Annotated in this window: 12 protein-coding genes; 4 read left to right on the forward strand and 8 right to left on the reverse strand. The window is 72.0% G+C overall.

Annotated features, from left to right (window positions below; translation table 11 throughout):
- Positions 1–80: 80 nt before the first annotated feature.
- The 3 genes from pfkB to EBH09_RS15205 all read right to left on the reverse strand — a co-directional run bounded on the left by pfkB (position 81) and on the right by EBH09_RS15205 (position 3492).
- On the reverse strand, positions 81–1028 hold the full coding sequence (gene pfkB, locus EBH09_RS15195) for a 1-phosphofructokinase (RefSeq protein WP_121747542.1): 948 nt from the start codon (positions 1026–1028) through the stop codon (positions 81–83).
- Entirely contained in the window at positions 1025–1786 is a 762-nt protein-coding gene (locus tag EBH09_RS15200; protein WP_121747543.1) for a DeoR/GlpR family DNA-binding transcription regulator, read from the reverse strand. The genes pfkB and EBH09_RS15200 overlap by 4 nt, the downstream gene beginning before the upstream one ends.
- Before the next feature lie 188 nt (positions 1787–1974).
- The gene (locus EBH09_RS15205; RefSeq protein WP_121747544.1) at positions 1975–3492 is read right to left on the reverse strand and encodes an MFS transporter; all 1518 of its coding nucleotides are present in this window, start codon (positions 3490–3492) and stop codon (positions 1975–1977) included.
- Positions 3493–3554: 62 nt separating this feature from the next.
- Between EBH09_RS15205 and EBH09_RS15210 the strand changes: the two genes are divergently transcribed.
- Entirely contained in the window at positions 3555–4526 is a 972-nt protein-coding gene (locus EBH09_RS15210) for a YafY family protein (RefSeq protein WP_121747545.1), read from the forward strand.
- 116 nt (positions 4527–4642) lie between these two features.
- Here EBH09_RS15210 and EBH09_RS15215 read toward each other — a convergent pair whose 3' ends face one another.
- Entirely contained in the window at positions 4643–5320 is a 678-nt protein-coding gene (locus tag EBH09_RS15215) for a TetR family transcriptional regulator (protein ID WP_121747546.1), read from the reverse strand.
- Between the two features lie 559 nt (positions 5321–5879).
- Positions 5880–6878 carry a sigma-70 family RNA polymerase sigma factor gene (locus tag EBH09_RS15220; RefSeq protein ID WP_121747547.1) on the reverse strand — a complete coding sequence of 333 codons (999 nt, stop codon included), beginning with the start codon at positions 6876–6878 and terminating at the stop codon, positions 5880–5882.
- Between the two features lie 234 nt (positions 6879–7112).
- Here EBH09_RS15220 and EBH09_RS15225 point away from each other — a divergent pair, with 234 nt between their 5' ends.
- Entirely contained in the window at positions 7113–7631 is a 519-nt protein-coding gene (locus EBH09_RS15225; protein WP_121747548.1) for a GNAT family N-acetyltransferase, read from the forward strand.
- Positions 7632–7728: 97 nt separating this feature from the next.
- Here EBH09_RS15225 and EBH09_RS15230 read toward each other — a convergent pair whose 3' ends face one another.
- Positions 7729–8514 (reverse strand): class III extradiol ring-cleavage dioxygenase, encoded by a 786-nt coding sequence (locus EBH09_RS15230; RefSeq protein ID WP_238697320.1) that lies wholly within the window; start codon positions 8512–8514, stop codon positions 7729–7731.
- Positions 8515–8613: 99 nt separating this feature from the next.
- Here EBH09_RS15230 and EBH09_RS15235 point away from each other — a divergent pair, with 99 nt between their 5' ends.
- Entirely contained in the window at positions 8614–9132 is a 519-nt protein-coding gene (locus EBH09_RS15235) for a MarR family transcriptional regulator (protein ID WP_121747549.1), read from the forward strand.
- Positions 9133–9238: 106 nt separating this feature from the next.
- Here the strand turns inward: EBH09_RS15235 and EBH09_RS15240 are convergent, their stop codons facing one another.
- Complete coding sequence (locus EBH09_RS15240; protein WP_121747818.1) at positions 9239–10780, reverse strand: MFS transporter; 1542 nt, start codon at positions 10778–10780, stop codon at positions 9239–9241.
- Positions 10781–10896: 116 nt separating this feature from the next.
- On the reverse strand, positions 10897–11550 hold the full coding sequence (locus EBH09_RS15245) for a TetR/AcrR family transcriptional regulator (RefSeq protein WP_121747550.1): 654 nt from the start codon (positions 11548–11550) through the stop codon (positions 10897–10899).
- A gap of 313 nt (positions 11551–11863) precedes the next feature.
- Here EBH09_RS15245 and EBH09_RS15250 point away from each other — a divergent pair, with 313 nt between their 5' ends.
- Complete coding sequence (locus EBH09_RS15250) at positions 11864–13156, forward strand: M6 family metalloprotease domain-containing protein (protein WP_121747551.1); 1293 nt, start codon at positions 11864–11866, stop codon at positions 13154–13156.
- Positions 13157–13372: the final 216 nt, after the last annotated feature.

A 13372-nucleotide genomic window follows, 5' to 3' on the forward strand; every position in this document is an offset into this window, starting at 1 on the left:
GTCCGGGACGGGGTGGGGGTCAAGGAGGGAGCCGGGGAGGCAGTCGGGGTGGGAGCCGGGGAGGCAGTCGGGGTGGGAGCTCATGACGCCGGCTCCTTCAGTGCGCGGTCCACCGGCACCTCCGCCGTGACCGTCACCGCCCCCAGGTCCAGGTCGGCCGGCGTCGGCATCACGCTGCCGGGCAGCTGCACGGCGGCGGCGCCGTGCGCGACGGCGGAGGCGAGCGCGCCCGGACCGGCACCGCCGGCGACGAGGAAACCGGCGAGGGAGGCGTCACCGGCGCCGACGTTGCTGCGTACGGCGTCCACGCGGGCGCTGCCGAACCAGGCGCCCGCGTCGTCCACGAGCAGCTGGCCGTCGGCGCCGAGGCTGGCGAGCACGGACCGGGCGCCCAGCTCCCGCAGTTCCTCGGCGGCCTTCACGGCGTCGCCGACGGTGGCCAGGGGGCGCCCGACGGCTTCCGCGAGCTCCTCGGCGTTCGGCTTGACCACGTCGGGCCGCTCACGCAGCGCCTGGAGCAGGGCGGGCCCGGAGGTGTCCAGGGCGATGCGGACGCCGGCGGCGTGCGCCCGGGCGACCAGGTCGGCGTACCAGGAGGGGGCGAGTCCGCGGGGCAGGCTGCCGCAGCAGGCGATCCAGTCCGCGCCGCGCGACTGCCGCCGTACGGTCTCCAGGAGCAGTTCCCGTTCGGCCGCCGACAGCTCGGGGCCCGGCGCGTTGATCTTCGTCAGAACGCCGTCGGCCTCGGCGAGGGCGATGTTGGCCCGGGTGACCCCGGCGATCGGCACCGGTGCGACCTCGATGCCCTGGGCGTCGAGCAGTTCGGTGACGAGCGCGCCGGACGGGCCGCCGAGCGGCAGCACCGCGACGGTGCGCCGGCCGGCCGCCGTCACCGCGCGCGAGACGTTCACGCCCTTGCCGCCCGGGTCCACGCGCTCGCCCGTGGCGCGGACGACCTCGCCGCGGTCGAGGGAGGGAACCTCGTAGGTGCGGTCCAGAGACGGGTTGGGGGTGACGGTGAGGATCATGCGCGTACTACTTCCGTGCCGGCGCGCTCGATGGCGGTGGCGTCTTCGGGGCTCATCCCGCTGTCGGTGATCAGCAGGTCCACATCGCTCAGGGCACCGAAGCGGGCGAAGTGCTCCTGGCCGTGCTTGGAGGAGTCGGCGAGCAGCACCACGCGACGGGCGGCGGCGACCGCGGCCCGCTTCACGGCGGCCTCGGCGAGGTCCGGGGTAGTCAGACCGTGCTCCACGGAGAAGCCGTTGGCCGCCACCACCAGCACGTCCGCGCGGATCTCGCCGTACGCGCGCAGCGCCCAGGCGTCCACGGCGGCGCGCGTACGGTGCCGCACGCGCCCTCCGACCAGGTGGAGCTGGATGCCGGGGTGGTCGGCGAGCCGGGCCGCGATGGGCAGGCTGTGGGTGACGACGGTCAGCGAGGTCTCCGGCGGGAGCGCGGCGGCCACGCGGGCCACCGTCGAACCGGCGTCGAGGATCATCGTGCCCTCGGTCGGCAGTTCCGCCAGGGCCGCCTTCGCGATCCGGTCCTTCTCGTCGGCGGCCGTCGACTCACGTTCGGCGAGGTCCGGCTCGAAGTCCAGCCTCCCGGCGGGGATCGCGCCGCCGTGCACCCGGCGGAGCAGACCGGCGCGGTCGAGCGCCTTGAGGTCGCGGCGGATGGTCTCCGCCGTCACCTGGAACTCCTCGGCCAGCGACACCACGTCCACCCGGCCGCCGTCCCGGGCGAGCCGGAGGATCTCCTGCTGCCGCTCCGGTGCGTACATCACCGATCGCCTCCGACCTGTGCCCGAACCTGTGGTTTCACACGGAGATTACGCCCGGTATTCCAGAAAGTAAACAGGAAACCGGAAGTGCTCGGGCCCAAACAGACACGAACAGACATCGTGGAAGAAGGGGCGGGCCCGACACCGAAGTACCGGACCCGCCCCTCCGTCCCCGGACCAGCGTGGGCTCAGACCAGCGTGGGTTCCCTCTCCTCCGCCCGCGCCTCCTCCTGGGCACCCTCCACGTGCTGGGCCGGCCGCCTGGGCAGCGCGAACATCAGCAGGAAGATGACGCCCATCACCCCGGCCACCCAGCCCAGCGCGTTCTGGAAGCCGTCCGCGTAGGCCGCGCCGATCCGCGCCGGTGCCAGGTGGTCGCTCATCGTGCCGAAGAAGACCACCGAGACCAGCCCCAGCCCCAGCGCGTTGCCCATCTGCTGGACCGTGTTGATGAGCCCCGACGCCGCTCCGGCGTGCTCACGCGGCACCTGGGACAGCACCGCGTCCGTCAGCGGGGCGACGATCAGCCCCATGCCGACGCCCATGACGACGAGCGGCAGCGCCATCTGCCAGGGCGTGATGCCGAGCCCGTACCGCTCCGACCCCCAGATGTAGAGCAGTACTCCGGCCGCCATCACCAGCGCCCCCGCCTGAAGTACCTTGCGCCCGAAGCGGGGGACCAGCTTCTGCACCGACACCCCGGCCGCCACGGAGACGGCTATCGAGAACGGTACGCCGGTCAGCCCGGCCCGCAGCGGGCTCCAGCCGAGCCCTTCCTGCATGTACAGCGTCCAGACCAGGAAGAAGATGCCCAGCGCGACCCCGAAGACGGTCTGCACCGCGATGCCCGCCGCGAAGCTCTTCACCTTGAACAGCGACAGCTCGACCAGCGGCGAACCGTCCCGGGCGGTCTTCCGCCTCTCGTACGCCACCAGCACCGCGAGGACGACGACCGAGCCGGCCATCGACAGATGTCCCCACAGCGGCCAGTCCAGCTCGCGGCCCCGAGTGAGCGGGTAGACCAGCATCAGCAGACCGAGGGTGACCAGGACGACCCCGACCAGGTCCAGCTTGAGGGCGCGCGGCGCCTTGGACTCCGTGATGAAGCGGCTGCCGAGGACGAGTCCCGCGATGCCGACCGGCAGGTTGATGAGGAAGATGGGCCGCCACTCGAGGCCGAAGAGGTTCCACTCGGTGAGCAGGGCGCCCAGCAGCGGTCCGGAGACGGCCCCCAGTCCGACGATCGCGCCGAACAGCCCGAACACCTTGCCGCGTTCGTGCGCCGGGAACGTCGCGTGCACGATCGACAGCACCTGCGGCACCATCAGCGCCGCCATGGCGCCCTGGAGGATGCGGGAGGCGACCAGCATCTCCGGGTTCACGGCGAGGCCGCACAGCGCGGACGCGACGGTGAAGCCGCCGATGCCGATGAGGAACACCCGCTTGCGGCCGTGGATGTCGCCGAGCCGCCCGCCGGTGATCAGGCCGGCGGCGAAGGCGAGGGCGTAACCGGCGGTGATCCACTGGATCTGGCTGAAGGTGGCGCCCTCGTCCTGCCGGATCGACGGGATCGCGATGTTGACGATGGTGACGTCGACCAGGTCCATGAAGGCCGCGGTCATCACGATCGCGAGGGCGAACCAGCGACGTCGGTCGCCCGCGGCGGGCCGGGCTGGTGACGGGTCCGGGGTGTGCGTGAAGGTCATGGAGCGAAGCTATGACCCCAGTAGGACAGGTCTCGTCCTAGATCTGCGGCATCCTCGAACGCATGACGACGGACACTCCGGCCCGGCTCCTGACGCTCCTCTCCCTCCTCCAGACGCCCCGCGAATGGCCCGGCGGCGAGCTCGCCGACCGGCTCGGGGTCTCCCGCCGCACGGTCCGGCGGGACATCGACCGGCTGCGCGAGCTGGGTTACCCCGTGCAGGCGACCATGGGTTCCGACGGCGGCTACCGGCTGGTGGCCGGCAAGGCGATGCCGCCGCTCGTCCTCGACGACGAGGAGGCGGTGGCCATCGCGGTCGGGCTGCGCGCCGGCGCCGGTCACGCGGTCGAGGGCGTGGACGAGGCGTCGGTACGGGCGCTGGCCAAGCTGGAGCAGGTGCTGCCGGGCCGGCTCCGTCACCGCGTCGCCACCCTCCAGGCCGCGACGACGCCGCTGACCAGCGGGGACGGCCCGAGTATCGCGCCCGAGACGCTGACCGTCATGGCGTCGACGGTGGCCGGGCGGGAGCGGCTGCGGTTCGCCTACCGCGCGGGGGACGGCGTCGAGTCGCGGCGCGTGACGGAGCCGTACCGGCTGGTGTCGACGGGCCGCCGCTGGTACCTGGTCGCCTACGACCTCGACCGGGACGACTGGCGGACCTTCCGGGTCGACCGGGTCAGCGAGCCGTTCGCGACCGGTGCGCGGTTCGCTCCGCGGGAGTTGCCGACGGGGAGCGCGGCGGAGTACCTGCGGCGCTCGATGCAGCGGCGCGGCGACTCGTACGAGATCGTGGTCGCCTTCGACGCACCGGTCGAGGTGGTCGCGGCACGGCTGCCGCAATGGCTCGGCACACCGGAACCGGCGGACGACGGCGCGTCGTGCGTCCTGCGGGCGACCGTGTCCGACGCGGTGGAGTGGATGGCGGTACGTCTCGCGATGCTGGGGGTGGACTTCCGGGTGCGGGAGCCGGCGGAACTGGTGGAGTGCGTAAGGGGGCTGGGGACGAGGCTGGTGAGGGCGGCAGCGGACCGGTGACCGGCCCCCGCCATACTCCGGCCGCGATGGCCCCCACCGCCGTGCTCTGTCCCTGCCATGCCCTCACCGCCACGCTCCGGCCCCGGGAAACGGCGGCCCCGAAGCGCGGCCGACCCCTACCCCGTAGGACCGCCAGGGCCGCCGGTACCGCTGGTCCCGCTTGTAGCGCCGGTACCGTCGGTACCGCCCGTACCGCCCTCCCAAGGGACCTCCCGCAACACCTGAAGGTTCCGCAACGCCAGTTCCAGAGGGCCGTGCGCCCCCTCGGCCGAGAGGGCCTCCGCGGAGGCCGCCCAGTACTCCACCGCCACGCGCACCGCCGCACCCGCCACGGCTGCCGCGAAGTGCAGCCCGGGAGAGCCCCGCAGCCGCGCGGCAACGTTGTCGTCCCCGTACGCCGCCCGCGCGGCCAGCGCCTCCACGAGCCCCCGCTCCGACGTCTGGCAGACCTCCGCCCACACCTTCCGCAGCGCCGGACTGGTCTCGGCCAGGCGGATGAGCGTGCGGGCCCATTCCCAGGAGGGCGCCGACACCCCGGCACCCGGCGTCAGCGTGTGCCGTACGGCGTACTCCAGGGCCTCGGGCTGGGACAGCTCGGCCGGGGCCTCGCGCACCGCCTGCGCCCAGCGCTCGGCGCCCAGGGCGTAGAGCGGGGCGACGGCCTCCTCCTTCGTCGCGAAGTAGCGGTAGAAGGTTCGCGGGGCGATGCCGGCGGCCCGGGCGATGTCCTCGGCGCGGGTGGCCCGCAGGCCCTGGCCGACGAAGAGCCGGGCCGCCGCGCGGGCGATCTCCATCCGTGTCTCGGCCTTGCGCCGCTCGGTCAGGGAGACGGAGGCCGGACCGGGCGCGGGGGCCGACGACGATGCTGGGGTGGTGCTGCTCACTTCGGCAGGCTATGCCGCTGTGGCACAATCTGCCATTCGGCGGGCCACCCCGGGGTTCAGGTTCGGGGTGCCCCGCCTCCCACGATCCGCTCCGGCCGGTGAAGCCCCACTTCGCCGTCGGCCGCGGAGCGCGGCCGGCTCGCGCTCCCGACGCGGAAGGAGCCGGGCTGCGGCGCCCCGGGGGGAGAGGCGCCGAGCCCGGCTCGGGAGTGTCCCGGCACCGGGGGGAGTGCGTCGGGACGTGGTCCAAAGGGCGGAGGGAACGGTTCGGGGGCCCGTGTCCCGGGCCCGAACTGCTGGGCCCGGAGTTCTTGTTCCCGAACCCCCGCCGGTTGAAGCAGCGTTGTACGGCCATGTTTGCGCGGGGTTCGGCCACCGGCGTACGCCCCACGCGTCACGTCACGCCCCCGCATCACGGCCTCCGCCGGCGACCGGCCCCTGCCGTGCCCCCGGCTGTCCCGCCACTCGCTTACGCCGCCGCCTCGAAACCGGTGTCGCGGGCCAGCTTCTTCAGCTCCAGCAGCGCGTGCTTCTCGATCTGCCGGATCCGCTCGCGGGTGAGCCCGTGCTCCTTTCCGACCTCGGTCAGCGTACGCTCGCGGCCGTCGTCGATGCCGTACCGCATCTTGATGATGGAGGCCGTGCGCGGGTCCAGGCGGCCGATGAGGTCGTCGAGCTCCTCGCTGCGCAGCAGCGTCATCACCGACTGCTCGGGCGACACGGCGGAGGTGTCCTCCAGCAGGTCGCCGAACTGGGTCTCGCCCTCGTCGTCCACCGACATGTTCAGCGATACGGGGTCGCGGGCCCAGTCGAGTACGTCGGTGACGCGCTCGGGCGTCGAACCGAGCTCGGCGGCGATCTCGACGGGCTCCGGCTCGCGGCCGTGCTCGCGGTTGAACTCCCGCTGCACGCGCCGGATCCGGCCCAGCTCCTCCACCAGGTGGACGGGCAGCCGGATGGTGCGCGACTGGTCGGCGATCGACCGGGTGATGGCCTGGCGAATCCACCAGGTCGCGTACGTCGAGAACTTGAAGCCCTTGCGGTAGTCGAACTTCTCGACCGCGCGGACCAGGCCGGCGTTGCCCTCCTGGATGAGGTCGAGCAGGGGCAGACCACTGCGGGGGTAGCGGCGGGCGACCGCGACGACCAGGCGGAGGTTGGAACGGATGAAGACGTCCTTCGCCCGCTCGCTCTCCTCGATCAGGGCCTCCAGCTCCTCCCGGGTGGCGTCCGCCCCGGTCTCCTCGTAGCCTTCGAGGACCTGCCGCGCGAACACACCCGCCTCGATGGCTTGGGACAGCTCGACCTCCTTGGCGGCGTCGAGCAGAGGCGTCCGTGCGATCTCGTCGAGGTACATGCCGACCAGATCGCGGTCGGCGAGCTCGCCGCCGGCTGCGCGGACGCTGGTTGCCGCGTCGGAGGTCCCGCCGGTGGCGGACTTACGACGGGCGACGGCACGGGTTGCCATGCGTGCTCCCTTGCGATGGTGGTTCAGCGGGTCGTCCTGTGGACGCCGGGCACCGTGTGGGGTTGTCGTCTCCGGTGTTCTCGGTCCCGGATCCGGTCTCCGGTCCCTCTCGGGACTCTCCTCGGGTGCCCTGCATCCGATGGAAACAACGACTGGAATCCGGACAGAATTCCCAACCCGCCCCCCGATTTTTCTGATCATGCAGTACCCTGTGCCGCCACGTAAGGAGGCACGATGGCGCCGGGACGGGCAGAGGTCCAGGTCAGGCCGGGAGTCGAGGAGGATCTCAAGGCCCTCACCGACCTCTACAACCACTACGTACGTGAGACGCCCATCACGTTCGACACCGCCACCTTCACCCCGGAAGAGCGCCGCCCTTGGCTGCTCTCCCACCCTGAAGACGGCCCGCACCGGCTGAGGGTTGCCACGGACGCCGACTCACAGGAGATTCTGGGCTACGCCACATCCGGCCCTTATCGCGCCAAGCCCGCGTACGGGACCTCGGTGGAGACGACCGTCTACGTCGCCCCGCGGGCCGGCGGCCGGGGCATCGGCACGCTTCTCTACGCGTCCCTCTTCGAGGCCTTGGCCGGCGAGGACGTGCACCGCGCCTACGCGGGCGTCGCGCAGCCCAACGCCGCCTCCGCCCGACTGCACGAGCGCTTCGGCTTCCGGTACGTCGGCACGTACCGCGAGGTGGGCCGGAAGTTCGGCCGGTACTGGGACGTGGCCTGGTACGAGAAGCCGCTGTAGCCCTCCACGCAGGCGCGGGCCCGCCCCGCCGGGCGCGAATCCTCCCCGGGGGCGCTAGCCTTCCCCGCCGGGCGCGAGTCCTCCCCGTGGGGCGCGCTCAGCCGAACTGCACCGAACGCTTGGCCAGCCCCATCCAGAACCCGTCGATCACGGATTCACGCAGGTCCAGTTCACCGGCCGCGTCCGCCGCCCCCATCGTCACGAACAGCGGGGCGAAGTGCTCGGTGCGCGGGTGGGCGAGCAGGCCGGCCGGGGACTTGCGGGCGAAGTCGAGCAGCCCGTCCACGTCACCGGCCTCCAGCGCGCGCCGGCCCCAGTCGTCGAACTCGGCGGACCAGGCGGGGATGCCGCCCTGGCGCAGCGCGGCCAGGTTGTGGGTGAAGAAGCCGGAGCCGACGATCAGCACGCCCTCGTCGCGCAGCGGCGCGAGCCTGCGGCCGATCTCCATGAGCCGCGCGGGGTCGAGGGTCGGCATGGAGACCTGGAGGACCGGGATGTCGGCGCCGGGGTACATCTCGACGAGCGGCACGTACGCGCCGTGGTCGAGACCGCGGTCGGGGACGTCCTGCACGGGCGTGCCGGGGGCGCGCAGCAGCTTGCGGACGGACTCGGCTAGCGCGGGAGCGCCGGGGGCCTCGTAGCGCACCCGGTAGTAGTGCTCCGGGAAGCCCCAGAAGTCGTACACCAGGGGGACGGTCCGGGTGGCGCCGAGGGCGAGCGGGGCCTCCTCCCAGTGCGCGGAGACGACGAGGATCGCCTTGGGGCGCGGCAGGGCGGCGGCCCACGCGGCGAGTTCGCCGGGCCAGACGGGGTCGTCGGCGAGCGGCGGGGCGCCGTGACTGAGGTAGAGGGCCGGCATGCGCTCCCGGGTGACGGCGGACATGAGGGCGGCTCCCAGTACTTGAACTCTCAATCTCTCTTGCTCACGAATCTACGCCCGATTTGTTTAAAGTTCAAGAAGTGGTTGCGTACGATGGGTTACATGAACACGGCACCCATCCCGGCCGCCCCCGCCGAAGAGCCCCGCTGGCTCACCGCCGATGAACAGCGCGTCTGGCGCTCCTACATCGAGGCCGCGACCCTCCTGGAGGACCACCTCGACCGTCAGCTCCAGCGCGACGCGGGCATGCCGCACGTCTACTACGGCCTGCTGGTCAAGCTCGCCGAGTCACCGCGGCGGCGGCTGCGGATGACGGAGCTGGCCCGGTACGCGAAGATCACCCGCTCCCGCCTCTCGCACGCGATCGCCCGCCTGGAGAAGAACGGCTGGGTGCGCCGCGAGGACTGCCCCTCCGACAAGCGGGGCCAGTTCGCCATCCTCACGGACGAGGGGTACGAGGTGCTGGGCGAGACCGCGCCGGGCCATGTGGAGGCCGTACGCCAGGCCGTGTTCGACCGGCTCACGCCCGAACAGCAGAAGTCCCTCGGCGAGATCATGCGGATCGTCGCCGAGGGACTTCAGCCGAGCGAAGCGGGTGCGGACCTGCCCTGGCTGCGCTGAGCGCGCGGCCGGGGCAGGTCCTGGGAACCGTGCGCGAGGGGGCGTCCCCTCCCCCTGCGCACGGATGGAACAGGTGTCCCGAAGGGGTACCGCGTCCGGCGTCGCGTCAGTGGGCGACGACCGGCACCGGCAGCTCGTCCTCGACCGCGTCGCCCGAACCGGAGCCCGAACCCGTGACGGCGGTGCCGCCCGGGCGGCCGGCGTTGACGAAGGTCAGGGCGATCACGGCCGCCGCGACCAGGATGCCGACGGCGAACCAGATGGCGCTGGTGTAGCCCTGCACCTGACCCTCCAGCTGGACCAGCTGCTGCTGGGACCGGGAGGTCGCGCCGCCGATGTGGTCGGCGATGTAGGACGTGGTCGCCGAGGCGGCGATCGTGTTCAGCAGCGCCGTACCGATCGCACCGCCCACCTGCTGCGAGGTGTTGACCATCGCGGAGGCGACACCGGAGTCCCGCGGCTCCACGCCCATGGTGGCCATGGACATGGCCGGCATGAACGCCGTACCCATGCCGAGGCCGAGCAGGAGCATGCCGGGCAGCAGCACGGCCGCGTAGGAGGTGTCGATCTCCAGCTGGGTCAGCAGCAGCATGCCGACGGCGGCGACGAGGAAGCCGGGGCCCATTAGCAGCCGGGGTGCGACCCGGGTCATCAGACGGGTGCCGATCTGCGTGGAGCCCGTGATCATGCCCGCGATCATCGGCAGGAAGGCGAAACCGGTCTTCACCGGCGAGTAGCCCTTCACGATCTGCAGGTAGTAGGTCAGGAAGAGGAACAGACCGAACATCGCGATGATCGCGAGGCCCAGCGAGAGGTAGATCCCGCCCCGGTTGCGCTCGGTGATCACGCGCAGCGGCAGCAGCGGCGCCTTGACCCTCGACTCGACCAGCACGAAGGCGAGGAGCAGCACGGCGGAACCGACGAACATGCCGACCGTCACCGGGTCGCTCCAGCCGTCGGACTCGGCGCGGGTGAAGCCGTAGACGAGCGCGACCAGACCGAGGGTGGACAGGATCACGCCGGGGATGTCGAGCGGCGAGCGGTTGCGGCTGCCCTGCGGCTCGCGGATGACGAGGTACGCACCGGCCGCGGCGACGATCGCGAACGGGATGTTGACGAAGAACGTCCAGCGCCAGTTCAGGTACTCGGTGAGGAATCCGCCGAGGATCAGACCCACGGCGCCGCCACCACCGGCGATCGCACCGTAGATGCCGAAGGCCTTGGCACGCTCCTTGGCGTCCGTGAACATCACGGCGAGCAGGGAGAGCGCGGCGGGCGCGAGCAGCGCTCCGAAGACGCCCTGGAGGGCGCGGGAGCCGAACATCATCGCCTCGTTGGTGGCCGCACCGCCGAGCGCGGAGGCGACGGCGAAGCCGCCCAGCCCAAGGACGAAGGTGCGCTTGCGGCCCCACAGGTCGGCTATCCGGCCGCCGAACAGCAGCAGACCGCCGAAGGCGAGGGCGTAGGCCGTGACGACCCACTGCCGGTTGCCGTCGGAGATGCCGAGGTCCTGCTGGGCCGAGGGCAGGGCGATGTTCACGATGGTGGCGTCGAGGACGACCATCAGCTGGGCGAGCGCGATGAAGACGAGCGCTTTCCAGCGTCCGGCGTCCGGGACGCCGGGAGCCTTGACGGCTGTTTCAGACATGGCGATACCCACTTCGGGACTTCGTGACGGAAAAAGCTGAGTAAAGGGACGACTGGGCCGGGGTCGACGGCTACGGGAGCCGTCGTCCTCCGGTCAGACGGTGAGACTTCGCGTGACTACTGGTCGCAGGGCCGGCGCAGGTCCTCCATGGTCACGGCCGCGCCCGGCAGGGCGGAGCGGGCGGGAGCCCGCAGCCCGTCCAGGAACAGCTGCAGGTGGCGGTGGACGAACCGGTCGGCGCTCAGACACCCCGTACCGGCCGGGGGCCGGCTGAGCTGGGCCGCGGCGATCATCAGGTCACCCACGCCCACGTCGGTACGGAGCTGACCGGCCGCCTTCGCCCGGTCCATGACCTCGGCGACGAGTCGCTCGACCCGTTCGCGCGCCGCTTCCAGGTCGGGGTGGTGCTGGTCGAACGTGCTGGACACCATGGGGCACAGGGCACTGATCCGCTCGTCGACGGAGGCGTGCACGAAGCGCTCCAGCGCTTCGAAGGCGTCTCCGGTCTCCGCGAGAGCGAGCTCGGCCGCCCGTGCCGTACGGTCCATGACCGAGCAGACGACCTCGCGGACGAGGGCGTCGCGGTCGGGGAAGTTGCGGTACACCGTGGCGTTGCCGACGCCGGCCCGGCGGGCGACGTCGTCGAGCGGCACGTCGGGCCCGTACTCGACGAACATCTCCCGGGCGGCGGTGACGATCCGCTCCCGATTGCGCAGGGCGTCGGCGCGCGGCCGGGTCACCTTGTGCTGCTCGGGGGTTGCGGTCTGCACGGCGTACTCCTCGGACGGCTTGGCTGGCGATCCGGGGAGGGAATCCCCGTTTCGCTCGGACACAGGGCTAAACGGGGAAACGATCCCCGGTTATTTCCCGAACCCGATCCAACCTACTGTGACCTGCGTCACATCCCAGGACCTGTCACTTCCGGATGCCGCGCCCCGGGTGGCACCTCCCGTCCCCCGGTCGGCGGCTACCGGCGAGAAACCCACGATCGGCTCCTCCAGCGCGCGCCCTCCCACCCCTCGGCACAGGGTGATCGCAGGGTGCAGCCGGTGTCCGGCGGCTGCCGTGGTCCGGGAGGTCTGCATGCAGCCGCAGCCGCAGCCGCCGAGCCGTCGGATACGCCCGCGCCGGCTGGCGGCGATCGCGACCGTCACCATCGTGACCTTCGCGGTCAGCACCTCGGCCGGCACCGGCCGGCTCGCGCCGGGCACCACGGCGTCCGGCCCCGGCCCGGCCGCCCTCTCCCGCTCCTCCGCGCACGGCCCCTGCATGATCAGCGGCGGCTCCGAGATCCAGATGTCCGAGGGCGTCCCGACCTCCGCCGGCTACGCCCGCCCGACCGGCACCGTACGCGCCCTCACCCTGATGATCGACTTCTCGGACGCGCCCGGCGAGGGCAAGGCGCTCGACCGTTACGCGGAGTTCTTCCCGCAGACCGAGGAATGGTTCCGCACCAGCTCCTACGGCCGCCTCGACTACCGGCCCGAGACCCCGATCCGGGACTGGCTGCGCATGCCGAAGTCGTTCGCCGAGTACGGCATAGAGCGCGGCGCCCCCTTCGACCCCGGCTACCGGAACCTGGTCCAGGACCTGGTGGCGGCGGCCGACGCGAAGGTGGACTTCCGGTCGTACGACCTCCTGAACGTGCTGGTCACCCCGAACGCGGGCCCCTCCGCCCTGGACACGGTCCTGTCCGTCACCTTCGCCGGCAACACCGAGGCCCCGGTCGCCGACGGCGTCCCGGTGGCCAACGCGTCCTTCGTCTACTCCCGCCAGGACGACGGCTCCGGCTCCTACGACGAGACCGGCTACCGGGTCCTGCCCCACGAGAACGGCCACGTCTTCGGCCTCCCCGACCTCTACACCCAGGAGGGCGGAGGCGCCGTCGGCCACTGGGACATCATGAGCGAGGACTGGGGCGCCAACAACGACCTCCTCGGCTGGCACAAGTGGAAACTGGGCTGGCTGGACCCCTCCCAGGTGCACTGCGCCGCGGCGCCCGGAACGACGGAGTACACACTGACCCCGCTGGCCCGCAAGGGCGGCGACAAGCTGGTGGTCGTCCCGCTGGACGGCAAGTCCGGCTACGCCGTGGAACTGCGCACCCGCGCGGGCAACGACGAGACGGTGTGCCGCCCGGGAGTACTGATCTACAAGGTCGACGCCGACGTCGACACGGGCATGGGCCCGGTGACGGTCTACGACTCCCGCCGGGACAGCGGCGGCTGCACCCGCAGCCCGAACGTCCACGCCGAACTCTCGGACGCCGCCTTCACCCCGGGCGAGACCTTCAAGGACCCGCGCCGGAACATCACGATCGCGGTCTCCGGGGCAGACCTGAAGGGCGACCACCAGGTGCGGGTCACCCGCGGATGACGAGGTGACGACCGGCCCACCCGGTGCCGGCACTACGGTAGCCATCGCCCTGCCGCGACCGCAGTACCGCCGTACCGGAGAACCGATACCCGCCCCGCCCACCCGGTGACGGCCGACCCCGCCCGGCGACGGCATTACCGTGGGCCCGCCGCGACCGCCGCACCGGAGAAACCCGAGAACCGATACCCGCCCACACGGTGACGGCCGACCCCGTCC

Origin of the sequence: Streptomyces sp. E2N166, assembly GCF_003671715.1 — a bacterium.
Classification (GTDB): Bacteria; Actinomycetota; Actinomycetes; order Streptomycetales; family Streptomycetaceae; genus Streptomyces; species Streptomyces thinghirensis.

What these genes read in the sequence shown, in the direction of transcription:
- EBH09_RS15240 (WP_121747818.1), bottom strand. Translation starts at nt 10,780, where the DNA reads ATGTCTGAAACAGCCGTCAAGGCTCCCGGCGTCCCGGACGCCGGACGC.
- pfkB (WP_121747542.1), bottom strand. Translation starts at nt 1,028, where the DNA reads ATGATCCTCACCGTCACCCCCAACCCGTCTCTGGACCGCACCTACGAG.
- EBH09_RS15200 (WP_121747543.1), bottom strand. Translation starts at nt 1,786, where the DNA reads ATGTACGCACCGGAGCGGCAGCAGGAGATCCTCCGGCTCGCCCGGGAC.
- EBH09_RS15225 (WP_121747548.1), top strand. Translation starts at nt 7,113, where the DNA reads ATGGCGCCGGGACGGGCAGAGGTCCAGGTCAGGCCGGGAGTCGAGGAG.
- EBH09_RS15205 (WP_121747544.1), bottom strand. Translation starts at nt 3,492, where the DNA reads ATGACCTTCACGCACACCCCGGACCCGTCACCAGCCCGGCCCGCCGCG.
- EBH09_RS15210 (WP_121747545.1), top strand. Translation starts at nt 3,555, where the DNA reads ATGACGACGGACACTCCGGCCCGGCTCCTGACGCTCCTCTCCCTCCTC.
- EBH09_RS15230 (WP_238697320.1), bottom strand. Translation starts at nt 8,514, where the DNA reads ATGTCCGCCGTCACCCGGGAGCGCATGCCGGCCCTCTACCTCAGTCAC.
- EBH09_RS15220 (WP_121747547.1), bottom strand. Translation starts at nt 6,878, where the DNA reads ATGGCAACCCGTGCCGTCGCCCGTCGTAAGTCCGCCACCGGCGGGACC.
- EBH09_RS15250 (WP_121747551.1), top strand. Translation starts at nt 11,864, where the DNA reads ATGCAGCCGCAGCCGCAGCCGCCGAGCCGTCGGATACGCCCGCGCCGG.
- EBH09_RS15215 (WP_121747546.1), bottom strand. Translation starts at nt 5,320, where the DNA reads ATGGAGATCGCCCGCGCGGCGGCCCGGCTCTTCGTCGGCCAGGGCCTG.
- EBH09_RS15235 (WP_121747549.1), top strand. Translation starts at nt 8,614, where the DNA reads ATGAACACGGCACCCATCCCGGCCGCCCCCGCCGAAGAGCCCCGCTGG.